The sequence below is a fragment of the Bdellovibrio bacteriovorus genome, assembly GCF_001592735.1.
Taxonomy (GTDB): domain Bacteria; phylum Bdellovibrionota; class Bdellovibrionia; order Bdellovibrionales; family Bdellovibrionaceae; genus Bdellovibrio; species Bdellovibrio bacteriovorus_D.
In genome coordinates this window covers 1721659-1744193 of sequence record NZ_LUKE01000001.1, presented here as the reverse complement: position 1 = coordinate 1744193, position 22535 = coordinate 1721659, and the positions used below count along the sequence as shown (strand labels likewise).

Genomic DNA, 22535 nt, shown 5'->3' with positions numbered 1-22535 from the left:
GAGTGTTAGTTTCCAGACGCTATTTAAAGCCATTTTACTCCGACGAAGTCGGAGTGCAGACCAGCCCGAAGGAGTCCTCATGGATAACTCTCTCAAGAACGTCAAAGCTGACGTTCTAGATTCTATCGCACGCCGTGCACACTACCTTGCCACGCAGATGATCTGGCAAGCCAATCACCGTTCAGATAAAGAAAAAGGTGATCCTAAAGTGGGCGGTCACCCTGCGGCCTCTGCAAGTTCGTTGCACATCATGGGCGCTTTGCATTTGTTAGTTAAAACTGGTTTTGATCATATCGCGAACAAGCCCCATGCTTCTCCTACAGATCACTCTTACAACTATCTTCTAGATTTGCTTTTGAAAAATGATCTTAGCAAATTGACTCAAGAACAAGCTGATCAAGCGATGAATGGTCTTCGTAAATTCACTGATGGCAGTGAGTTTGTGTTCCAATCTTATCACTCAGCTTACGATCCAGATCACCACAACTTCTTCCCGTCTGGTACTGTAGGTATTCCACCAGTTGAAGCCGGTTACATGGCGCTGGCGTATCGTTACGCGCGTGAACATGGTTATGAAGTTCCAGATGCTCACTTCTGGGCGGTGTGTGGAGACTCTGAGTTCCGTGAAGGCTCCATGTATGAAGCTGTTCCTGACTTTGCAGAGCGTGAGTTGGGTTCTGTGACTTGGATTCTAGATTACAACCGTCAATCACTTGATGGTCACCGCATTACCAACAAAGATATCATGAACGGAACAGATGCTGACCGTGTTGAGCGCACTATGGCTGCCAACGGTTGGGAAGTGATCCAAGTTCGTCACGGTTCTAAACGCCAAGAATTGTTCGCCAAAAAAGACGGCGCGACTTTCAAAAATTTCCTAGAGAAAGAATTGGAAGATTACGAGCTGCAAGCGCTTCTTCTTGTTCAAGACATGAAGGCTTTGAAAAAAGGGATCGCTAAAGAACATCCAGACATGAAAAAATTCTTGGACAGCATCACGGACCAAGAATTGTTCGATGCGATTCGCGATTTCGGTGGTCACGACATGCTAGCTTTGGCCGATGCCATGTTGCAGTCTAAAAAATCAACTCGTAAACCGACAATCATCATTGCGCATACTTTGAAAGGCTGGGGCTTGAAGTCTGCAGCTCAACCGGGAAATCACTCTTCCCTTCCGCAAGAAGAAGAAGTGATCGAACTTAAAGCAAAACAAGGTATCACTGGCGATACTTTGTATAAACGCTTCGATGCTGGTTCGACGGAAGGTAAATTCTTAGCCGCTCGCGGAGAGAAGTTGCTAGGCGAAATCAAAGCGCAGCACGCTTTGAAATCTAAGAACCAAGATTATTTCATGAAAAAACTAATGGAGTGGGGCGAGATCCCAACTTCACTTGATATCAACACGAAAATGACTAGCTATCCGCATACGCAATGGATGCTCGGTCAGTTGACCGCGAAGTTAACTCGTATCGCGAACACTCCGCTGGATGAGAAAAAACTTTCTGACAAACAAAAGGCACTTACGCCAAATGAAAAACCATTCAAACTTCCGGGCGAGTTGTTCATTTCAATGGCACCGGACGTGGGAACTTCAACGAACTTAAATCCAGCGATGGATGGTAAGATCTTTGGTGCCCCCGTAGTTCAAGATTTGGAAACTGAGTTGGGTGTAAAAGATCACAAATTGCCAGATCTAGTTCCGGGCGAAGAAGAGTCTGATCGCTTCTTGCGTTTTGAAATCGCCGAAGGAAACGTAATGTCTTGCGTGGGTGCATTCGGAAAAATGCGCGACACCGTGGGCGTACCTATCATTCCTTTGATGACGGTTTATGACTTCTTCATCAAACGTGCGTTGGATCAATATTTCTATAACCTTTACTGGAAGAGCTCGTTCATTTGTGTTGGTACTCCATCAGGTGTGACATTGTCTCCTGAAGGGGCGCAGCACGGTTGGAAGTCTGATATCCAAATCCCGAACCAAATCACTTGGGAGCCGTTCTTCTGCCAAGAGTTGGATTGGATCTTAGTTGATACAATCAAACGTCACGTGATGAACGACAATGCGGGCCGCACGGGTACATTGCTTCGTCTAGTCACTCGCGGCGCAGAACAAAAAGACATGGTTCATTACTTGAAAAAACAAGCTCGCTTCAAAGCCGGTCTTGAAGGTTCTTTAGCTCGCGCTGAGTTCCCTATCACTGGTGCGGCGAACGAAGAAGAAGTTGGCAACATCGATGAAGGCCAAATGATGTCGACCATCCGTGAGGAAGTTTTAAAAGGCGCTTACTACTTAATCGATTACCGCGGATACGCTGGCTATGAGCCAGGTGATAACGTTGTTAACATCTTCTCTTTAGGAACGATGACGACAGAAGCGATCAAGGCTTCTGAAGCGTTGCTTGCTCGTGGCATTTACGCCAACGTGATCGTGGTGACTTCACAAGATCTTGTGTGCGGCATCCCGGCTCATGAAAATGATTATGAGTATTTGAAAAAGGATTTGGGCTTGAACTCAAACTTGTACTTAAGAAAAACGGATGACGTTTCTACAGGTGATTTGATCACTGTGGCTGGTAAACGTGTACCAGTAGTTTCAGTTGCCGACGGTGAAGCCGGTATCTTGGATAATATCGGTTCGGTGATCGGTGTTCGCCAAGAAGCTTTGGCCGTACGTAAACACTCTAAGTGTGGTCGTCCTTCTGAAATCTATGCTTACCACAGCATTGACGCCGAATCTGTCGTTGAAGCTTGCGGTAAAGTTCTTGCAGAAACAGCTCTTGAAAAAGTCATCGTTTCTGAAAATGCTTTAGGTGAAACTCACCAAGCTGAAGGACGCGCGGGTCACTGGACAGATTTGTGGCCGAGCAAGACCCCTGTTCATAAGCATTAGGGCGCGGACGCGCAAGATGTGGAACTGGACTAGATGAACTACGCAGAATTTGCCAACCAAGAACTCCCCTTCCAAGGGGAGTTCTTTTTAGCGCGAAACAAGAAATTCCAAGAGTTGATTTTCTTCGTGCATTTTTATGAGGGCAGTAAGAAGCAACTTCTTCGCCACATAAAACTAGTAAATTCTTTGGGCTTTGACGCCTTTGCCTTTCAACTTTCTGGCACCTTACAAGACTTAAAAGACCTCCACTTTCCGATTAGCGCAAAAGGCAAATTCGGCACCAAGCATATTTACGCCGATCAAATTGAACATCTTTTAAACCTGATCCCCGGCCAAAAAATCATGTTCACCTTTTCTAACCCCAGCGCTTCGGCGATTGAGGCGATGGCGCGCCGAGGGTGTTCTGACACTGTAGCCCTAGTCTGTGATAGTGGCCCCACAGCTCGCTTTTTACCTTCCGCACAGAAGTTATTTACCCACAATTACCATGTAAAACCTTGGGCCTTAACATGGGCATTAGCTCCTTTTTTAAGTTTGGGCTGGAGTCCCTTTTTTCATAAAGATTTAGTGCCGGACCTCAACACCTTCCCTGAAGGCTTTAAAATTCTTTCCATTCGTGGATGGAAAGACGAATTGATTCCGCCGACTCATATCGACGAGGTCTTTGAGCCCCACACGCAACTGCATTGGAGCAAGCTATCCCTTCCCGAAGCACAGCACTTAACGGGCTTGCGCGATTTTAAATCTGAATATGCGCCAATTTTAGAGCGTTTTCTTACGGGCGTAGCAACACCAGTATGATTGATTTTAAAGAATCGGATCCTTATCCTCTGTTAGCTTTTGATTCCTACACGTATCAAGAAGCTAAAGACCATGCGACCTTAGTGGACGACTGGTTGGGATTTGACTGCGAGCACGCCGAAGGCTCTGTGCGCCCGGCGGCGGGGCCCGCGCCCCAAACCTGGAGTCATCTTTCGACCCAATCTTTTCAAACACCCTACCTGGAAATTCGCGGCATCTTAGATCTTTTAAATCCCAAGAGCGGTGAAATCATCGTCGACTTGGGCGCCGCTTACGGGCGCATGGGATTTGTTTTAGCGAGGCACTATCCGCTAACTCGGTTTTACGGTTTTGAAATTGAATCTGCACGTGTGCAGGAAGCCCAACGCGTGATGAGCGAACACGGTATTGATCCGTCATCGATGGTGACAATGGATTTAACTCGCCCGACTTTTAAACTTCCTGTCGCTAACTATTATTTTATTTTCGACTATGGCCACGAACAAGATGTGCGTAAGACATTGCAAGATCTGAAAGAAGTGGCTCGTCAGCATTCTATCGAAGTGATCGCTCGCGGTCGTCTCAGTCGCGCATTGATCCACTCCGATCACCCTTGGTTGTCCGAGGTCAACGAGCCCCGTCACTTTGCTCATTTTTCGATATATAGGTCTTAATCTTATTTGAGTATAGCCCCGGAATGAGTTAAACCTGCCTCATCTTAGGGGTGATACATGGGTGATTTAGAATTCAAACTTTATAAAGTTCCTTCACAGTTTGGCGACTGGCTGGCTGTTTTTGAAGGCAAAGACTTGATCTATTTAGGCAACTACAGCCTGGGCAAAAAAAAGCTTGAAGAAGATGTGGGTGAATTCTTTCACGAACACTATCATTTCCATCTGGGCTCTTTTACACCCGTAAAATGGAACAAAGGAAATTTTTGGACTGGCAAACATGATATCAAACTGCAAGGTACTGAGTTTCAAGTACGCGTGTGGTTAGAACTTTTGAAAATCCCTATGGGAAAATCCTGGACTTACACGGAGGTCGCAAAAAAAATGCGTCGCCCTTCGGCGGTTCGCGCGATTGCTTCTGCGATTGCCAAAAACCCAGTATGTTATTGGATTCCTTGCCACCGCGTGGTGGGCAAAGGGGCGAGCAAATTAAAATACAAATGGGGACCGGATACGAAAGAAGTTCTTTTGCGTGCCGAAGGCGCGTTGAAGTAATCACCGAAATTCGGATCGACACTTCGTCGCTAGGTTCCTATTTTCTTTTAAAAGTTAGTATCAGAAATGCAAAAGCGAGCTTGGCCTTCGCCAGCTCGCTTTCGGTGGAATTTCCTCCGCAGAAGGAGAAACAATCCATGCGTAAATCTACCTATTTACGTTATCGGCGTGTTTTGAGTCTAACTAAAGCGGTTCTGGTCATATTATTTATGACCGCGACGCTTTTAAAACTGATTCGAGGATAAGCGCTCTTAGAGGAGTTTCTCTTTCCAAGCAACCCAAGTAACAACCCATCCAGGGACCTGTGACTGGGAAACGGATGGGATAACCTGGGGGAAGTGATACAGGGACCAGCTTGGCGGAGGCACTTCACTTTTTGCAGTTTGCGATATTGCGTAAACACCTTAAATCACTAAACTTATTAACAACTCAGCAACAATCAAAACCTTCGTCTATATTTACATACGCCCTTTGACTTACATATAATTTACATAGTAACTTATATGTAAATGGAGAGCGTTATGAAGTCTTTGGCCCTTCCCGAATTTAAAGACATTCCCTTTGTTTCTGCAGAACAGCTGCAACCCCCTCCCGGTTTAGCAACAGGGGTGAATGTGCTTGATGATTTCCTTTTATGGCGAGGTATCCCGCAAGGGGATCTTAGTTTATTTCAAGGTCTTCCCGGCACCGGTGCGACTTCATTATGGGTGCGCTTAGTAAAACAAGTGCATAACCAAAACAAATGGGCGGCGTGGATTAATGGTGATTCACAACTTTTTCCCACGCACCTGCAATCCCATGACATCAATTTAAAAAAATTGCTGGTGGTAAAAGAGCCGCAAGAAAAAGAACAGCTTTTCTGGTTGCTGCAAGAGTTGATCACAAGCTCGCTGTTTGAAGTGATTGGCTGTAACTTAAAAGAGTTGTTTTTAAAAAATCATCAGCTGCAAAAATTAAAACGCCTATGTCGCTTGCACAAAGTGGCTTTGGTTTTTGTAAATCAAAAAGTTTCCAAATTCGTGAATCCCTTATTCAGTCTGATGATTCACTTTCAACGCGACTTCGTCACTATCCAAAGAGCTTTACACCGTCCAACACCATTTAATATTTCTGGGAGCATGGTCCATGCGCACTTTATGCATCAATTTAAAAACCCCGCAAGAAAGCTCTTGCGCTGAGGCGTTTCTCCATTTAAGTCCGCGCGTGCAGTACCGTTATCCACATTATGTCTTTGTGGAAATGGAATCTACCGCGTACCTCTTTGGCGGTGAAGAGGGTCTTTTAACTAAAGCTTTAGAAATTGCCGTTAAATTTTCTAATGATCCTTCCGTGGCAATTTCAGACACTCCGGCCGCCGCGCAAGTGTTTGCACGCTGGCGCCCGCTTTTTATTTGTCCTGTGGGCAAAGAACACGAAGGCTTTCGTGGTTTAGGTTTAGATGCCCTCAAAGATCTTGAAGGGCTGCACCCGTGGCCACAAAAACGCCCGGTGGAACATATGATTTCGTTTTTTCACACATTGGGCGTGCATGGCTTAGAAGGCGTGCATGGGTTTCGTTTAAATTCGCTGCGCGAAAGATGGGGAGACTTCGGTGTTTTACTTTGGAATCGTTTGCACTCTCAAGACGCTCAAGTCATTTCTCCTCTTATTCCTCGCGATCCTCTTGTGGGCTATGGCTACTTTGACGATCCCATAGGAGCGGTGTCGTTATTGATGGCGCGTTTTAAGACGAACTTTAACGTTTTGTTTGCACGCCTAGAGGGACTTTCCCGTTATGCCGCAAAGCTTGAGCTGACCTTGCACTGTGAGTATTCAGATAGACGCTATAATATTGTCATTGAGCCGATCACCCCGACACGTGATCAAGCTTTGTTTGAAGACTTATTAGAAAAGAAACTGGCACAGCTAAAACTTGAAAATCCGATTCGTGAATACGAAATCTCGGTTTTAGATGTGGCCGAAAAAATTCAGCAGTTGGATTTTTTTGAACCTCGCGACAACAGCGAAGACCGCTGGCGCCGCCTGATCAGCTTTGCCCGACAATCCAATTGCGAAATGGGTTTTTTGCAACAAGAAGCCAGTCATTTTCCTGAACAAAGTTTTCGCTTAGTCACCGATTGGCCAGAAGATTTTAAGCCCCAAGACTTAGTGGAACGAAACGAACAAGCTTTGCAGGTCAAATCCGTGTACGCCAAAGGTTTAGCCTCAAGCCCTCGTCCGTCTTTGCTTTTAGAAAAACCGCAAGCCTTAAATGCTTCGGAAGTACAAAGTTTGAAATTTGTTTCGTCACTTCCTAGCGAACGAATTGAATCGTCTTGGTGGCAAGTCAGCGTGCAAGATTTAAAAAACAGAGATTATTATTTTGCGCTTTCACATCAAGGTCAGCTTCTTTGGGTTTTCAGGGATCGCATCAACTCGCAAGTCTATCTGCATGGGTATTTTGATTAATCTGAAAGTGATCGCACATGTTATTTAGGCCTAATCCACGCAATCTGCCCGCGGTGACGCAGTTTAAATCCAAACTGCCCTCCATTCCGGTAAAGGGTTTTGTGGAACTTTTAGGAAGAACGAATTTTTCGTTTCTGCAAGGCGCTTCTTCCCCTGAAGAGATGGTTCAGCAGGCCATTTATTTTGGCTATGACGGACTGGGTATTTGTGACTTAAATGGTTTATACGGAGTTGTTCGTGGTTACCAAGCCGTGCACGCCCCTTCAAGTTTTGAGGCCGCCCCCAAGGCCAAAGATGGTTTTAAATATCTGATCGGAACAGAACTGACCTTGACGGATGAAACCAACATCACTTTGGTCCCCGTAACCAAGAAAGGCTATTCCAACCTTTGCGAAATCCTGACATTAGGCAAACGGCAGGCAGCCAAAGGTTTTTCTAAGTTAAGTTTGGATCAAGTCGCCCAGTTAAACGAAGACCTTTTATGTTTCGCTTTGCCCCCATGGACTGACGAACGCTTTGAAAGTTTAAAAAAAATATTTGAGGACCGACTGTATCTTCCCGTGTGGAGAGATCTCACGTGGGAATCACATGAATTTTGCTTACAGGCTTTTAATCTTGAAGACAAATTTCAAGCCCAACTGTTCGTCACGCAACGCCCGTTCATGCATGCACATGACCGCAAACCTTTATTTGATGTGGTGACTTGCATTTTGCATCATACAACTTTGTCAGAAGCCAAAAATAAATTGATCCAAAATGCCGAACGTTCTTTAAGAACATTGGAAGAGATTGCATTTCTTTGGCAAGATCGCTTAGACCTTGTGGAAAAAACGGTGGATATCTCCGCACGTGTGAAATTTAATTTGAACGAAATCCGTTATCGCTATCCTACTTCTAACCTTCCTGAGGGCATGACGCCGTCAGAATATTTACGACATCTTTCTTTAGAGGGAGCAAAAAAGAGATTTCAAAATATCACTGACGAAATCTTATCGAAAATCGAACATGAACTCGCCCTGATTAAAGAGTTAGAATACGAAGATTACTTTCTGACGTTAAAAGAAATCTGCGACTTCGCCGACAGCAAAGGCATTCTTCATCAAGGTCGCGGATCGGCTGCCAATTCGGTTGTTTGTTATTGCATTGGCTTAACCTCAATAAATCCGATTGAATTTAATCTTTTATTTGAAAGATTTATTTCACGCGAACGGCAAGAACCACCGGATATTGATATCGACTTTGAACACAGTCGTCGCGAGGAAGTGATTCAGTATATTTACGAAAAATACAACGAGCGCCATGCCGCCATGGTGTGCACGGTCATCCGGTACCGTTCGCGTATGGCCATCCGTGAAACTGCCAAGGTTTTTGGAATCCCTTTAGCCACTATCAACTCAATGATCAAGTTTATGGGTCGCGATGGCTTTAGTCGCTTGATGGAGCCTGAAGCGGCAGAAAGATTTGGGCTGCCTTTACCCCAATGGAAAATGTTTTTGCATCTTGCCAAACAATTGCGTGGCTTTCCACGTCACTTAAGCATTCATACGGGGGGATTTTTAATCACTCAAGACCCTATCACCGAAATGGTACCCGTAGAAAAGGCCACCATGAATGGCCGCTATGTTATTCAATGGAATAAAGATGATGTCGCCGTTCTAAAACTCATGAAAATTGACGTTTTAAGCTTAGGTATGCTGACGTGCTTAAGAAAATGTTTTGAGCTTTTGCGGGATCATAAAGGGTTGCATTTTACATTAGCAAGCCTGCCTCATGATGACAAACCGACTTATGACATGATTTGTGAAGCCGACACCGTCGGGGTTTTTCAAATTGAATCACGCGCGCAGATGAGCACCTTGCCCCGCATGCGCCCCCGCTGTTTTTATGATCTGGTTATTGAAGTCGCCATTGTGCGCCCCGGCCCCCTGCAGGGGGGCATGGTGCATCCGTATTTACGACGACGCCAAGGTTTAGAAAAGGTTACTTATCCCAGTGAGATTCTAAGGCCTATCTTAGAAAAAACTCATGGCGTGCCCATTTTCCAAGAGCAAGTTATGAAGATTGTCATTGCGGCCGCAAATTTTTCTCCGGGTGAATCAGATCAACTGCGCCGAATTATGTCCTCAGCTTGGCGCAAACAATCCACCATGGACAGTATTAAGCAAAGAATCTTGGATGGATTTTTACAAAACGGAATTTCTTTAGAATATGGTGAACAAATCTATAAAACCATCGAAGGCTTTGCTAACTATGGCTTTCCTGAAAGTCACGCGGCAAGCTTTGCTTTACTTACATACGCCAGCTGCTGGATTAAAAAACATCATCCCGATGTTTTCGCCGCAAGTCTGCTCAATAGCCAACCCATGGGTTTTTATGCTCCTCGCACAATTGTGGCGGAAGCTCAACGCCACCACGTAAAAGTCCACCCTTTGTGCGTGCAAAGTTCGCATTATGATTACACACTAGAAGATATTCCGGGCGGCACTAAAGAAGGACTCAGAGCCCTGCGCGTAGGGCTTCGTTCGCTCTATGGTTTACCCGAAGAACTCATGATGCGAATTGAAAGCGCGCGAAAAAAAGACGGTCCTTTTCAAAGCCTTACTGATTTTATTCAGCGCACCTCTCTGCCACGAAGTGCTTTAGTCAAACTGGCCGCCGCCGGCGCTTTTGAATGTTTTAACACCAATGCCCGCGAACTGATCTGGCATTTAGAATCTTTAAGCCTAGATCAAAAAAGTTTCTTATGGGGCATGCCCAAAGAACAATTTGCCAAAGACGACAACGAAGAGCCAGAGGATTTGCCTTTTGAGTCCAACTGGGATCGCCTGCGTCGCGAATATGACAGCAAAGGTTATTCCGTGGATTCACATCCTATTTCAGTTTTACGGTCTTATTTACACGTAAAAAATCGCGAGCTGATTCCGCAAAGATTTGTCCCTTACTATTGCTCAACCGATTTAAAAACTCTCAAACACAAATCTAAGGTGCGCTTAGCTGGTCTTGTCGCGATCACTCAACGCCCTCCGACGGCCAAAGGCATGTGCTTTATCAGCTTAGAAGATGAATTCGGTATTATGAATATCGTCATTCACCCCGATGTTTACGAAAAAGACCGGGTGACTATTTATGAGCGATCTTTATTAGAAATCCAGGGCCAAGTCGAAAAGGTCGGCGGCCAGATCAACGTACGTGCGCAAAGGGTTTTGCCTTTGCAATAGATCTAAAGCCAATGATAAGGTTTTTGCATGATTCGCGAAGCCATTCTGTATCTTATTACTCCCAAAACACCTTTAGCTAAAAAATATGGCTTTTTATATGAATCCATCGGACTGCAAGCACGCTTTGAACGCGTTAAAAAACACTGGCTTCCGCACCTAAAAAATTGTCAGGATGTTTTCTTAGAAAGCCTGCAAGATCTGCCGCAAAAAAAATCAGTAGTGATTTTAGGCAGTGCCCATTTACATGAAATCCCCTTGCACCTTTTAGTGGAAAACTTTGAACAGATCACCTTGGTGGACGTGATCCACCCCTGGCGCCACCACTGGCTCGCAAAAAGAAACCCTCGGTTGAAGCTCGTCACTCAAGATCTTTCCATGATCCTGGAAAATCTTGAGAACTTAAAAAACTTAGATGAATTACGAGCTTATTTAAAGAAAATTTCTGATAAAGAACTTTTCTACTTTAAAGCCGACCTCATTGTTTCTAGTAATATTCTTTCACAGCTGGCTTTGCTGCCGATGTCAGCCGTGGAAAAGAAAATAAAAAAGAACTTAGAGCTGTCTGAAAAAGATGAAATTTCGACGGTCGTCACAGAAATGCATTTAAAAAATCTTAAAAACTGCGAAGGCAAAAAGCTGATTTATTGCGATCGCAAAGTGATTTACAAAGACCCCCAAGGGGAAATCATCTATGAAGGATTCTACCCCGTTTCTTTTGCGGGTTTTAAAAAAGTAAAAGAGTGGATGTGGCTTTTAGCCCCTTTAAAAGAGGCCTCTAATAAGTATTCAATTGAAATGAAAGTCGAAGCTTACGAGGCGTGATTACTTTTTGATGGCGATATAAAGTCCTTCAAACGTCGGCACCACGGCTCCTTCGTAAAGATTTGGATCGGCCAAGCGACGATTGAATTCCTGCATAATCGAAATCTGCTTTTCCGAAAAACGTTGAGTGGTCGTTCCACCCCACACCGCTCCACTTAAGAAAATATTATCGGCTAAAATAAGTCCGCCCCGGCGAAGATTTTTTTCTGCCCACAAAAGATAATCCAAATAAGCCGCTTTATTGCCGTCGATAAAAACCCCATCAAAAGGGCCTTGAGCCTCAAGCTTTGGCAATTCTTCGCGCGCGTCCCCGATAACCAAGTGGACTTTCTTTTTACTTTGATCCAACTGACTGAACACGCTGTGCGCTTTTTCCGCGTGCTTTGGATCTTTTTCTAAAGTCCAAAGCTCCCCGCCTTCGGGTAAAGCCTCAAAAAAATATTGCGCCGATAACCCCGTCAACGTGCCGATCTCGACAAATTTTTTAGCGCCATGAACTTTTAAAAGAGTTTTCACCAACGTCGCTTCGGCCGGCGAAATACTGATGCGCGCAAGTCCCAGATCTTCAGAGGCCTGACGGGACTGCTTTTTGAGGCTGTTTTCTTCTTTTAGAAGCTGAGCAATATACGAATCTTGGGCGGTTTGATCTATTTCACGCATAGACTCACTTTGCCACACAGTTTTGGCGTTGTCGACGTCTATGGGAAGCGGCAAGATAGTGCCATGAATCCACTTTTGATTTTTGACCTTGATGGCACCTTGATTGATTCGGCTCCAGATATTGTCGTGGCGGTGAACCGCACTTTGGTGAATCACGGAAAACAACGCCTTAAAGACGACGTGATTATCGCCCATATCGGTGAAGGGTTAAAAAAACTAATCGCTGATATCTTTATGGCCGACAACCTATCCCCCGCCGCGATCATCGAATTAGAAATGGAATTTCTAAGAATTTATGAAGAAGAAATGCTGAATCGCACGAATATCTTTCCGGGTGTCGAAAATTTTCTGGCCACTTACGAGGGCCCCATGGGCATCGTGACCAATAAAAATGAACTGCCCGCAAAAGCAATTTTGAAACATCTGGGGTTGGATAAATATCCGTGGGTGGAAGTCTTTGGGGCCGACACCTTAAAAGAGAGAAAGCCCCATCCCCTGCCTTTGCAAACCATGATGAAGCTTGCCAAAAAAACAGAACAAGAAACCTTTATGATCGGCGACGGAATTCCCGATGTTCTTTCCGCTTTGCGAGCCGGAGTTCGATCCATCGCCATTGGTTTTGGCTACACCGCAACGAGTTTATTAAATGAGCACGATCCTGTAGCGATATTGAGACACTATGACGATTTACCTCTTATCTTGAGGGAACAATCGCAAAAAACCCCGCGTACCTAGACCTTTATCCATAAAGCCAATGGTAGGTTCTCCCGATAAAAAAGAATCAGTTTTAGGGGGAACTTTGAAGACTCAAGGTAAGGTGTGGATCATTTACGACGCTGAATCAAAGACACAGACAAAACCTATGTCTGTGGTTCAAGCTCAAGTGACCCTGCTTTCAGTGGCTTCTAAAAATCCTCATCGCTTTTTTATTTGGACACCTGGCTGGGATGAATGGATCTGCGTTCACGAGTTTTTAGACTCAGATCAAAAATATTTCGCCATCATTCAACCTCCAAAACCCATGGAAGCGCCTGAAAAACCTGATACGCAAACCATCACCGTCACACAAAATGCGCCGGCAACAAATCACGCTGATAACGTTTATACCCAAGTCGTCGTTGGTGAAGAGCCCATCAAAGATGAATCGGTAGATGAATACTGGCGCCAAGATTTTAATGGTGACCAATTAGATCTAAAAAAAATCGCCCAAAAGATGGCGAAGTCTGAAACTACGAAAAAGAAAGTTTCAGGACATAGTGTCACCAACGCAAAAATCGCAACAAAGGCTAAAGATTCTAAAGAGCCCGCAACGGCCGTCAAAGAATCCGATCGCCGCAAAGATCCTCGCCATAATTTTAAGATTGAAGTCGTGTTGGTTTCGAAAGTTCGCTCTTTCAGAACTTATTCACGCAATATTTCTTTAAGCGGAACTATGCTTGAAGATGAAATCCCAAAAGACTTTTTAAATAAGCCCTTTGATCTCATCATCACCAATCCCTTTGAACCTGACCCGACAAAAGCCCGGTTGTTATTCCGCGCAAAGATTGTCGGCGATCTGATCGATGCTCGTCGCTTGATGTTCATCGAACAAGATGTCGCTATGACATTGCGTTTGGATGCATTGTTAAAGGCTTACGTTGCCTACCAAGCTCAATTACGAAAATCCGCCGGCTAATATTAAAAGACTCTCACAATTAGTCTAGATTTGTTGAGAAGCTGTCAAGAGCCCTCAGTCTCATACCGATATTCTTAGCAGAGCTAAGATAAGGAGTTAGAATGAAAGCCTCTAAGCGCTTTGTTCTATGTGGTGCGATTTTGGTGTTCTCTGTCTCTTGCCAGCAGCCGGTGGTAGATAATGCAGCCTTGACCGCACATAAATTTTTGTACGTCGCCAGCGGACAATGCTATTCAGGAAATGGTATCACCACTTTTTCTAATACCACTTCTTCAAATTTGATCTTTACGATCAATACCGAAACGGGAGTTCGAGATCGCATCATTGCTGATTTCTCCGCCTCTCCGGCTTCCGCCGGTGATACACCGTCATCGATTGTTGATTGGGACCAGGATAATCTTTTAGTCTATGTTCGTGTGGGTACAACGGCTCGCTTAGAAACCTTGCCTAAAAAAGGCGGCACTCGAAATAGCTTTGGTACCACCCCGGCCTTAAGCACCTTCATCACGACCGCTCCAAAATCAATACAAAAAAGTTCTGATGGTGGCGCCCTTTTAGTGCGCACGGGCTTTATTGAAAAAGTCACCGCCTCGGGCGTGCGTAGCGGAACTCCTTTTGTGAATAATGCCTTGGGTGCAACCTGTGGGACGGCCAATGCTCTTTTAACAGATGTCGTGGTGTCCGCGACCGGCCGAGTGATCACGGCAAATGGAGCTGCTTCTCCGAACAATCGCTTGATCAGTGTTCCAGCAGCGGGTGCTAACGGAAGCTGTGCCGCGGCGATGGCCGCCCCTATCACCACAACTTATCCCGTGGCGATGGTCTTTGATAAAGCGAATAGTAAATTAATCGTCGCTTATGCGGGTTCAGCAACGACCGTAAACGTAAATAGCATTTATGCTTATAACTTTGATGAATCAACAGGTGTCATCAGTAACGCCCAAAAGATTTATGACTTAAGCGATTATCCGACCACTTATAATTATTTGCTGTACGGAATTTCCGCGATGACTTTAGATGCCGAGACAAACACACTTTATGTGGCGACCGCCATTTCAACGGCGACAACAGTTGTAAACTATGCGATCGAAAAGTTTTCTTATAATGCGGCGGCGATCGGAACCAACAACGCGACAGTTTTGACCAAATCCGGATCTTTACCATTTTATAACTATGGCATCGATACGAAATGCATCTCGAGTATGGTGGTTGGAACTGTGACCGAAACGCCGGCCCAAGAATAACTAGTTGGCGGAACCTGTGAAGCGAAGACTCCAGCGCACCAGGTTCCCCGTCGTCCCCGCCTTGGCATCGATCAACTTGATTGTCCAAACGCCCGCAGAGCTTTCTTGATAAAAGGCATTAGATAAAAAGACGTTGTCTGTGTAATTTGCTAAGTTTGTGAGCGAGTTATTCATATTCACCAGATAACTTTTCATCCCCGATGGAGAAGTTAACTCCACCGCTATTTGAGAAATATCCGCATGGGATACTGTCAATCTAAGTTGAACCGATTCAATTCGCACCGAACTTGCCACGGTCATCGAGTCGGTCACTCCGGGGCCGGAATTATCCGGAATAGCTCGAGTCACGGCACGAACGTTGTCATCAAATTCAGTTTCGATAAAAGTCCCAAACGGCGAAGTGTATTTTTTGGCGTAAGCCACCGCCGCATCCACATCAACACGGCCAAAACCAAACCAGTTATGAAACTTAAAACCAGCACTATTTGTTAACCAAGGGTATTCATAAATGACCACAGGAATAGGCGTTCCTAAAGGATGGGTATACAACGCCGTCGCATCTGGAGAAATTTGCACCGCGGTTTTAGCTAAAATATATTTTACATCTCTCCATGTCAGTTTCGGATTGGCTTCCAATAGTAAAGCCACCACCCCGGAAAGAACCGGTGCTGCCGATGAAGTTCCATTGAATGTGACAGAGTAACTACAGCCTATATTTCCATTAGCCCCACGTTCAAATTTGGGCCCAGAAGAATTTGAAAGAGCAAAACCATAATTACAACCGGATCGATCCGTCGTGACCATCGCCGGATCCGTATCACCAAATTCTCCACCAAAAGAAGAGATCCATACGTTTGATCCGGGAGAAGAATAAGAAGCCGCTTCGCCCTTGGCATTAAGAGCTCCGACTAGAATCAGGAATGGACTTGAGTTATCGCCATCAAAATTAGCATTTCCTAAGCAATCAACCGAAGTTCCCGCACAGGTGACGTAATAAAAATTTCCCGCCGCCTTAACGTAAATGGCACCTTTACCACCGCGTAAAGTCAAAGCCCCCGAACGCAATTGATTTTGAAACACGGCCAAAGGAACACTGACGGTGTTTTGTTTTGACCCCCAGCTCATATTAAAAACATCGATATTGCCACTGGCTTGATCTAAAAGCGTTGTTTCGGTGGCCGTCACCCCGTCAGACAAAAAATTCGCCGAAACAATCGAGGCGCCATAAGCAACCCCCTTACTGCCAAACCCGTTATCGGCGACCGCCGCCACAAGGCCCGCGACAGCTGTACCGTGATTGTCGTCCGCAGTTTTCGGTTCTGAAGTGTTATACAAATAAGGATACGCTTTTGAATAATCGCGCGAAACCGTACCATACAGATAATTGCCCGTCAGATCCTGATGAGAATCTTCGACGCCATCATCTGAAATTAAAACTTTCACGCCACGTCCAGTAATACCAGCACCCCAGGTCTTAGCAATATTTAAATCTACGCCCGCCGTGCCGCCATTGGTGGCAAAAGCCTTCTGACCGGTATTCTTGATGTGCCAAGCATGTTCCAACAAAGGATCGCCTAACGCCACCGCCGCCTCGAATGCGCCTTGAGAGCAGTTTGTAAATAGCACCGACATCGGAATACAAGTTCCAATTAAAAAGGTAAAAATGAAAAATTTCCGACGATTAAAATTTTTCATACTGACGATCTAAGATCTCCATTTTCACTTCTTTAACTTCAGGTGCTTCACGTAAAGCCTCTTGCAGGCCCTTTAAACTAAAAGGCACTTCACTGGAAGTGACATAGTAAGTTTGAATATTCGGAAACGAGCTCACAAGTTTTAACTGTGATGACTGAGAAAGAAAATCTGCCGAAGCCCCTTCTTCTAAAACCACCGCAAACATACCGGTGACAACGCCCGCCGTATTTAAATCCGTTCTTAAAACCACCAAAGGTTTTGCAGGATCAAAATTTTCCGCAGAATTGACCTGCCCTTCGGTCACTAAGAAATATCCATTCACTTCACCCAAGCGATTTCCCGAAGGTTCGCCTTGAGTTTTGGGATAGGCTGAAACGCCACTCCATATTTTCCACGCTGTTCCCGCAAAAGCTGGATCCTCAACGAGCTTTGCCCCTTGGGTGTTGTAAGATTTTTTACCACCTAAGGGTCGATCTGCAGACCTTGCTCCCCTCGGAGGAGGACCTGCGGGATTTGAAGATGAAGATGTCGTTTCAAAAGTCGATGAAGAAATAGAATCACGAGGGTTCTGCGCAGATTTTGCGACTGCATTTTGAGTTGTCTCTTCAGACGGCGAGGAAACTTCAGCTGCCGGAGATAAGATATCCGCCGCCTCTTTGTTAGAGCGCAAAAAGAAAACGGCTAAAGCCGCCCCAATAACTAAGATTGTGACTATCATTCCACGACGTGACATTCAGTCTTTCATTTTAGCTAATAAACTCTCAGACATCTCTGATTTTCTAAGAGAATTATTGTCAAACTATGGAAGGGTCCAGGTTTCTCAAACTGAAACAGGACCTAAGGCGGTTATCGGTTCAGCTTTAAAAGCGTATCGACAGTTTTTTTAAGCTTATCAACGTCGAAAGGCTTTTTGATGTAATCATCTGCCCCGATCTCAAAAGCTTTCTTCATGTCATCATCCGAAGCTTTTCCCGAAACAAAAACGAGCGGAATTTTTTTTAGATCTTTGTGTTCTTTAAGAAGTTGCGCAAGTTCAAAACCGTTCACCCACGGCAGACCCACATCCATCAAAATCAAATCAACGGTGTGTTCATCAAGGGCGGTGGAAAGCTCCGTACCATCTGCCGCAAGCTTAGTGACGTAACCTTCAGACTCTAAGATTCTCTTCAGGGCCAGACGCATGGTTTCGTCGTCTTCGATGACCAGAATCACCTTGGGATCTAACTTCTTTTTTGCTTCACGAAAAGAGTCCAACGGAACGACTTCCTGACCGGCAATACGTGCCTTGGTCATCTTTTCGATTTTGCTAATTAGATCCTTCGTATTGATTCTTTTATCCTTCATACAATCCTTGTAAGAGAACCCTATTTATGAAGCTTTATGCTTCTTGGCCCTCAAGCCATCTTTCTGCATCGATCGCAGCCATACAACCTGTACCGGCCGCCGTGATCGCTTGGCGATACACATGATCTTGCACGTCCCCAGCGGCAAAGACACCAGGAATTTTAGTATATGTGGAATTAGGCTGGGTGATCAAATACCCTGTTTCATCCATATCCAACATTCCGTGGAACAGTTCTGTATTAGGCTTATGTCCAATGGCTAGGAATAGACCCGTGATAGGAAGTTCTTTGACCTCCCCATTCACCGTGTTTTTAATTCTAGCCCCCGTCATGCTTTTGCCATCACCCAAAACTTCGGTGACTTCGGTATTCCACATAATTTCAATTTTTGGATTTTGCATCACACGTTCAGCCATGATTTTAGAAGCACGGAAACTGTCACGACGATGCATTAAAATAACTTTGCTGGCAAAACGAGTGAGGAACATTGCTTCTTCCATCGCTGTGTCACCGCCACCCACAACACCAATTTCTTGATTGCGGAAAAATGCGCCATCACAAGTCGCGCAAGCCGAAACCCCGCGATTGGCATATTGTTTTTCTGAGGGCAGACCCAAGTATTTGGCCTTAGCACCCGTAGAAATGATGATGGTTTTTGCAAGATGCAACTTATCACCAATCCAAACTTTGAAAGGTCTTTGTTCAAAATCTACTTTAGTCACATTGCGAGTGATAAAACGCGTGCCGAATCGTTCAGCCTGTTTGCGCATCACTGCGATAAGATCAGGACCCGTGATCCCGTGTTCAAAGCCAGGAAAGTTTTCAACCTCCGTGGTTGTCATCAGCTGACCACCTGATTCTTCACCTTCGATCATCAATGGAGATAAATTGGCACGTGCGGTGTAAATAGCCGAAGTCAAACCCGCAGGGCCTGAACCGATGATGATGACATTTTCAATTTTTTGATCTGGAGTCATAAATAAACCTCTTTGATAAATCTAAACTACCATAAAAGTGGTCTATTTCATTAGTTCTTTGCAAGTTTTGGAGTGCGTCAGCTAGAATGAGACATGCCTCGCATCAGCTTTAAAAAAAACAACCACGCGCCCATTGAAGTTCCCCTGAATACGAACTTGATGAAGGCTCTGCTTCAAGCGGATCTACCAGTCGCATCAAGCTGTGATGGTGATGGAGTGTGCGCCAAATGCAAAATAATCATCGTTGAGGGCGCCGAAAATCTTTCTCGAGAAAATGCCACCGAAATATTCTTAAAGGAATCCAATAATATTCCCCCTCAAGCGCGCATCAGCTGCCAAACTGGAGTTTTGGGAGACATCGTCATAGACGCCACTTATTGGTAAATCAATTTTTTCTATTTTAAAATCTTTCAATTCCCTGATCTTGAAAGGGAACTCCAGGAGAAACCGGCTCCACTTGAGGTCGATCCCAACCTACCGCCTTTGAAGGTTCATGAGGACAAGCGGCTTTATCTATTTGCATAAAGCGTATGCCTTTGCGTCCACAGACCGTCATCGAGCCGCGAGTCGTGGTAGATAAGCTGTCATCAGGAAGTGCGACCGGAGACGAATCTTGCGGACCCGGAACGGCCGCCAAAGAAACATCTGCCAGAAAAAAACCAACAAAGATAAAAAGCGGAGTCAATTTCATCGGACACCTCTCACGACATCTATTCTAAGTTATTTAGATGCCGTGAGCGATGTGACTTTTAACGCTAGACCTTTTGCAAGCGAACTAGATTGATTTTGATACCTTCTCGCAAAAAGATTTTTTCGAAAGCCGTCTCAAAATTTTCATTTTTCATTTCAGAATTATGAAGGTCTTGGGTTTCAAATAAAATCTTATACGGCGACTGGCGGATTTCATCCATCGCCCATAAGAAGTAAGTCAAAGAATCGGTTTTGAAATTGATGAAAGAACCTGGCTTTTGCAAGCGATGCAAGATCTCTAAATTTTGCTTACACACAAAACGGTTTTTGGGTTTTTTTGGCGATGTCCATGGATCCGGAAAGTGAATATAAACGTTATCGATTTCACCTTCCGTGAAAAGCTCATCGATATTAAACGCATGAAAACGCGCGATCGCCGCATTTTTGCATCCCGCCGTGACCGCACGACGAATGGTTTGCACTAACGGCTTATACTTAAGCTCTAAACCGACCAATAAACGATTCGGATTTTGTTTTGCGTGATGAGCAAAATAAGTTCCATTGCCTGTTCCTACTTCCACATCCATCGGCAATGAAGCGTCTGTTTTAAAAACATTCGAACGCCAAAGGCCTTTATTTCCAGGAGCGCGCACTTCATCAAAAGCAACGTGAGAAAATTCGCCATTAAGGGCCAAAGTATAAGCATTTTGGCGAGGCAACTCAGAGGTAATATTGATTTGGCGGCGAGGCGGAACCGAAGTCGTTGTATTAGAGTCTGTCATGGCGTCATGGATTAGTCGGCTGTGGCCCTCCGGTCAAGCTTTTCACTGTGAAAGGACGCTCTTGCTGAAAAGGGGCCTGACGAATTGGGCAGTCCGGCACGGAACAAACCGAACAAAAGGATTTTTTACACGGGTCAATGTGGAAAGCGAGCTCCCCATCAAACTCATAATCGCGAACCACGTCGGCCTCAAAGGCATTACCCAAACTATGAACCCGGGAAACGTCCCAGTATTCGGGCACCACCAAATGGGCATCGACATGGTGAAAACGCCCCGAACGAATGGTGCGCAGCTCATGAATATCAATGATCCCGGGACGACGATTTTTTTCTAACGAACGCGCGAGATTTCCCAAAACCTCTTCATTTTGTTCGTCCATTAAAACGCCTAAAGATTCGCGCACGATTTTATATCCCGAATACGCCAATTGCAAACCCACCAAAATGGCCACGACCGGATCAATCCACTCCCAGCCAGTCAACAGAACCAAACCCAATCCCAACATCACACCCACGGTGGTGACAACATCCGACAAAACATGCGTGCCGCTGGCGCGCAAGGCTTCGGACTGATGCTTAATTCCGGTGTTTTTTAGATACAAACCCAATACAAGATTTAATATTGCTGCGGCCCCAACAAAAACCAATCCTAACTCTAATTTTTGGGCCGGTTCGTGATAGATCAACGCCTTAATACTTTCGGCAATAATCATGACCGCCGCAAAAAAGATCAATCCCCCTTCAAACGTAGAAGAAAAACTTTCAGCTTTACCGTGACCGTAGGGATGATTTTCATCAGCGGGCTCTGAAGAGATGCGAATCACGTACAAAGCCACACCCGCCGCAATCACGTTTACAATACTTTCTAAAGCATCGGATAAAACGGCCGCAGAATTTGTTAGGCGATAAGCGTAAACTTTTAAAAGAAAAATCAAGATACTAGCGATAGCCGAGATCCAAGCAGCTCGATTACGGATACGATCGGTGGTATTGAAAATGGATTCAGCCATATAGAGGGTTTTCTATGATCCCCCTGGTTTCGTCAATGACTAACCTGCTGCTTTTCGACGTTTTTGAGCAGCCGTTTTTAATTGCACCACAGGGGCTTGCTCGGGTTCATAGAAGCGAACCTGATTGCGACCTGCATTTTTGGCATCATACAAAGCGTGGTCGGCACGACGAACTAAATCGCGCGCACTGATATTTTCCCCTGGGATAGTAATGGCAAAACCTAAAGAAGCCGTTAGCTTGATTTCATCAGCACCGTTTTTAAATAGTGTTTCACGAATACTGTCACGCAAGCGCTCGCAGAAATGAATAGCCCCTTCGTGATTTGTTTCGGTTAATACGATAAGAAACTCATCCCCGCCATAACGGGCCGGTAAGTCGATATTACGAGTCGAAGCACGAATGATTTTGCCGACCTCAGAAAGCACATAACTTCCAAAAAGATGATCATGACCATCATTCACGGTTTTAAAAAAGTCCATATCCATCATGACAACGCAAACATCACGGTGAAAACGGCGTCCCCGCTCTAACTCTAAATCTAATTTTTGATAAAGCGAGCGCATATTAAACAGACCCGTTAAGTCATCGGTATCGACAAGCTCCTTCAGTTTTTCATTGGCAAAAAGAAGTTGTTCATGCAAATCACGGATACGCAATTGGGTACGAATACGGGCCAAAAGCTCTAGCGGCACGAAGGGCTTGACGATATAATCATCAGCGCCAGAGTCTAAGGCCTCAATAATGGCTTCCGTACTGGAGTTTTCAGAGACGAAAACGCACGAAACATGGTTTAAGCGTTCACGGACAGATTTAAGTAATTTTAAGCCCGCCATCGATGGCGCAATCCAATCCAGAATTACGATATGAGGAATCCATGACTCAATAAGAGTGTGCGCTTCTTTTTCAGAAGTGACTCCCCGGGCGTCATAGCCTTCCCAACGAAGAGGTTCTAGAAGAATCTCTAAGCTGTCTGGATCGTCGTCGATCACTAGGACGCGGCGACTTTTAGGATGTTTAAAATTGGCTTCAAAGCTCATTTACAATTCCCATTGTAACTTCAAGACTTCTTATCGGT

Annotated in this window: 21 protein-coding genes; 12 read left to right on the top strand and 9 right to left on the bottom strand. The window is 45.0% G+C overall.

Features of this window, described 5'->3' with window-relative positions; translation table 11 throughout:
* The first annotated feature begins 79 nt into the window (after positions 1-79).
* The 8 genes from AZI86_RS08510 to AZI86_RS08475 all read left to right on the top strand — a co-directional run bounded on the left by AZI86_RS08510 (position 80) and on the right by AZI86_RS08475 (position 11384).
* Positions 80-2890, top strand: coding sequence for a pyruvate dehydrogenase (locus AZI86_RS08510; RefSeq protein ID WP_061834622.1), 2811 nt, complete (start codon positions 80-82; stop codon positions 2888-2890).
* Between the two features lie 33 nt (positions 2891-2923).
* The gene (locus AZI86_RS08505) at positions 2924-3691 is read left to right on the top strand and encodes an alpha/beta hydrolase (protein ID WP_061834621.1); all 768 of its coding nucleotides are present in this window, start codon (positions 2924-2926) and stop codon (positions 3689-3691) included.
* Positions 3688-4344: a methyltransferase domain-containing protein gene (locus AZI86_RS08500; protein ID WP_061834620.1), complete on the top strand. Its 657-nt coding sequence runs from the start codon at positions 3688-3690 to the stop codon at positions 4342-4344. The genes AZI86_RS08505 and AZI86_RS08500 overlap by 4 nt, the downstream gene beginning before the upstream one ends.
* Positions 4345-4401: 57 nt before the next feature.
* Positions 4402-4896 (top strand): methylated-DNA--[protein]-cysteine S-methyltransferase, encoded by a 495-nt coding sequence (locus AZI86_RS08495; RefSeq protein ID WP_061834619.1) that lies wholly within the window; start codon positions 4402-4404, stop codon positions 4894-4896.
* Positions 4897-5417: 521 nt separating this feature from the next.
* The gene (locus AZI86_RS08490) at positions 5418-6074 is read left to right on the top strand and encodes a recA protein (protein ID WP_061834618.1); all 657 of its coding nucleotides are present in this window, start codon (positions 5418-5420) and stop codon (positions 6072-6074) included.
* Positions 6022-7344: a hypothetical protein gene (locus AZI86_RS08485; protein ID WP_253715831.1), complete on the top strand. Its 1323-nt coding sequence runs from the start codon at positions 6022-6024 to the stop codon at positions 7342-7344. Before AZI86_RS08490 ends, AZI86_RS08485 begins: the two co-directional genes overlap by 53 nt.
* A gap of 17 nt (positions 7345-7361) precedes the next feature.
* Positions 7362-10562 (top strand): error-prone DNA polymerase, encoded by a 3201-nt coding sequence (locus AZI86_RS08480; protein ID WP_061834617.1) that lies wholly within the window; start codon positions 7362-7364, stop codon positions 10560-10562.
* Positions 10563-10589: 27 nt separating this feature from the next.
* Positions 10590-11384 (top strand): hypothetical protein, encoded by a 795-nt coding sequence (locus AZI86_RS08475; RefSeq protein ID WP_061834616.1) that lies wholly within the window; start codon positions 10590-10592, stop codon positions 11382-11384.
* Here the strand turns inward: AZI86_RS08475 and AZI86_RS08470 are convergent, their stop codons facing one another.
* Entirely contained in the window at positions 11385-12044 is a 660-nt protein-coding gene (locus tag AZI86_RS08470) for an O-methyltransferase (protein WP_061834615.1), read from the bottom strand. It lies immediately after the preceding gene.
* Between the two features lie 63 nt (positions 12045-12107).
* Between AZI86_RS08470 and AZI86_RS08465 the strand changes: the two genes are divergently transcribed.
* The 3 genes from AZI86_RS08465 to AZI86_RS08455 all read left to right on the top strand — a co-directional run bounded on the left by AZI86_RS08465 (position 12108) and on the right by AZI86_RS08455 (position 14963).
* Complete coding sequence (locus AZI86_RS08465) at positions 12108-12779, top strand: HAD family hydrolase (RefSeq protein WP_061834614.1); 672 nt, start codon at positions 12108-12110, stop codon at positions 12777-12779.
* Positions 12780-12843: 64 nt separating this feature from the next.
* Positions 12844-13719, top strand: coding sequence for a PilZ domain-containing protein (locus tag AZI86_RS08460; protein WP_061835118.1), 876 nt, complete (start codon positions 12844-12846; stop codon positions 13717-13719).
* A 101-nt stretch (positions 13720-13820) separates the two neighbouring features.
* Positions 13821-14963: a hypothetical protein gene (locus AZI86_RS08455; RefSeq protein ID WP_061834613.1), complete on the top strand. Its 1143-nt coding sequence runs from the start codon at positions 13821-13823 to the stop codon at positions 14961-14963.
* On the opposite strand, the gene AZI86_RS08450 is transcribed toward AZI86_RS08455, so the two are convergent.
* From AZI86_RS08450 to trxB, 4 genes are all read right to left on the bottom strand, one after another.
* A complete protein-coding gene (locus AZI86_RS08450) occupies positions 14964-16658 on the bottom strand; it encodes a S8 family serine peptidase (RefSeq protein WP_081111819.1) in 1695 nt (564 codons plus the stop codon).
* Positions 16645-17391 carry a hypothetical protein gene (locus AZI86_RS08445; protein WP_061834612.1) on the bottom strand — a complete coding sequence of 249 codons (747 nt, stop codon included), beginning with the start codon at positions 17389-17391 and terminating at the stop codon, positions 16645-16647. Before AZI86_RS08445 ends, AZI86_RS08450 begins: the two co-directional genes overlap by 14 nt.
* A 113-nt stretch (positions 17392-17504) precedes the next feature.
* Positions 17505-18002, bottom strand: a complete 498-nt coding sequence (locus AZI86_RS08440; protein WP_061834611.1) for a response regulator — start codon at positions 18000-18002, stop codon at positions 17505-17507.
* A gap of 34 nt (positions 18003-18036) precedes the next feature.
* Complete coding sequence (gene trxB, locus AZI86_RS08435) at positions 18037-18978, bottom strand: thioredoxin-disulfide reductase (RefSeq protein WP_061834610.1); 942 nt, start codon at positions 18976-18978, stop codon at positions 18037-18039.
* Positions 18979-19071: 93 nt separating this feature from the next.
* Between trxB and AZI86_RS08430 the strand changes: the two genes are divergently transcribed.
* Entirely contained in the window at positions 19072-19362 is a 291-nt protein-coding gene (locus tag AZI86_RS08430) for a 2Fe-2S iron-sulfur cluster-binding protein (RefSeq protein WP_061834609.1), read from the top strand.
* Positions 19363-19378: 16 nt separating this feature from the next.
* Here AZI86_RS08430 and AZI86_RS08425 read toward each other — a convergent pair whose 3' ends face one another.
* The 4 genes from AZI86_RS08425 to AZI86_RS08410 all read right to left on the bottom strand — a co-directional run bounded on the left by AZI86_RS08425 (position 19379) and on the right by AZI86_RS08410 (position 22497).
* Positions 19379-19669, bottom strand: a complete 291-nt coding sequence (locus AZI86_RS08425) for a hypothetical protein (protein WP_061834608.1) — start codon at positions 19667-19669, stop codon at positions 19379-19381.
* Positions 19670-19733: 64 nt separating this feature from the next.
* Positions 19734-20450, bottom strand: coding sequence for a tRNA (guanine(46)-N(7))-methyltransferase TrmB (gene trmB, locus AZI86_RS08420; protein WP_253715830.1), 717 nt, complete (start codon positions 20448-20450; stop codon positions 19734-19736).
* A 4-nt stretch (positions 20451-20454) separates the two neighbouring features.
* Positions 20455-21459, bottom strand: a complete 1005-nt coding sequence (locus tag AZI86_RS08415; protein WP_061834607.1) for a cation diffusion facilitator family transporter — start codon at positions 21457-21459, stop codon at positions 20455-20457.
* 39 nt (positions 21460-21498) lie between these two features.
* Positions 21499-22497: a GGDEF domain-containing response regulator gene (locus AZI86_RS08410; protein WP_061834606.1), complete on the bottom strand. Its 999-nt coding sequence runs from the start codon at positions 22495-22497 to the stop codon at positions 21499-21501.
* Positions 22498-22535: the final 38 nt, after the last annotated feature.

Bases quoted from the DNA above. Each gene is read 5' to 3' on its own strand.
- AZI86_RS08425 (WP_061834608.1), bottom strand. From the start codon at position 19,669: ATGAAATTGACTCCGCTTTTTATCTTTGTTGGTTTTTTTCTGGCAGAT.
- trmB (WP_253715830.1), bottom strand. From the start codon at position 20,450: ATGACAGACTCTAATACAACGACTTCGGTTCCGCCTCGCCGCCAAATC.
- AZI86_RS08410 (WP_061834606.1), bottom strand. From the start codon at position 22,497: ATGAGCTTTGAAGCCAATTTTAAACATCCTAAAAGTCGCCGCGTCCTA.
- AZI86_RS08480 (WP_061834617.1), top strand. From the start codon at position 7,362: ATGTTATTTAGGCCTAATCCACGCAATCTGCCCGCGGTGACGCAGTTT.
- trxB (WP_061834610.1), bottom strand. From the start codon at position 18,978: ATGACTCCAGATCAAAAAATTGAAAATGTCATCATCATCGGTTCAGGC.
- AZI86_RS08415 (WP_061834607.1), bottom strand. From the start codon at position 21,459: ATGGCTGAATCCATTTTCAATACCACCGATCGTATCCGTAATCGAGCT.
- AZI86_RS08440 (WP_061834611.1), bottom strand. From the start codon at position 18,002: ATGAAGGATAAAAGAATCAATACGAAGGATCTAATTAGCAAAATCGAA.
- AZI86_RS08430 (WP_061834609.1), top strand. From the start codon at position 19,072: ATGCCTCGCATCAGCTTTAAAAAAAACAACCACGCGCCCATTGAAGTT.
- AZI86_RS08465 (WP_061834614.1), top strand. From the start codon at position 12,108: ATGAATCCACTTTTGATTTTTGACCTTGATGGCACCTTGATTGATTCG.
- AZI86_RS08485 (WP_253715831.1), top strand. From the start codon at position 6,022: ATGCGCACTTTATGCATCAATTTAAAAACCCCGCAAGAAAGCTCTTGC.
- AZI86_RS08495 (WP_061834619.1), top strand. From the start codon at position 4,402: ATGGGTGATTTAGAATTCAAACTTTATAAAGTTCCTTCACAGTTTGGC.
- AZI86_RS08510 (WP_061834622.1), top strand. From the start codon at position 80: ATGGATAACTCTCTCAAGAACGTCAAAGCTGACGTTCTAGATTCTATC.
- AZI86_RS08455 (WP_061834613.1), top strand. From the start codon at position 13,821: ATGAAAGCCTCTAAGCGCTTTGTTCTATGTGGTGCGATTTTGGTGTTC.
- AZI86_RS08490 (WP_061834618.1), top strand. From the start codon at position 5,418: ATGAAGTCTTTGGCCCTTCCCGAATTTAAAGACATTCCCTTTGTTTCT.
- AZI86_RS08475 (WP_061834616.1), top strand. From the start codon at position 10,590: ATGATTCGCGAAGCCATTCTGTATCTTATTACTCCCAAAACACCTTTA.
- AZI86_RS08450 (WP_081111819.1), bottom strand. From the start codon at position 16,658: ATGAAAAATTTTAATCGTCGGAAATTTTTCATTTTTACCTTTTTAATT.
- AZI86_RS08445 (WP_061834612.1), bottom strand. From the start codon at position 17,391: ATGTCACGTCGTGGAATGATAGTCACAATCTTAGTTATTGGGGCGGCT.
- AZI86_RS08500 (WP_061834620.1), top strand. From the start codon at position 3,688: ATGATTGATTTTAAAGAATCGGATCCTTATCCTCTGTTAGCTTTTGAT.
- AZI86_RS08505 (WP_061834621.1), top strand. From the start codon at position 2,924: ATGAACTACGCAGAATTTGCCAACCAAGAACTCCCCTTCCAAGGGGAG.
- AZI86_RS08470 (WP_061834615.1), bottom strand. From the start codon at position 12,044: ATGCGTGAAATAGATCAAACCGCCCAAGATTCGTATATTGCTCAGCTT.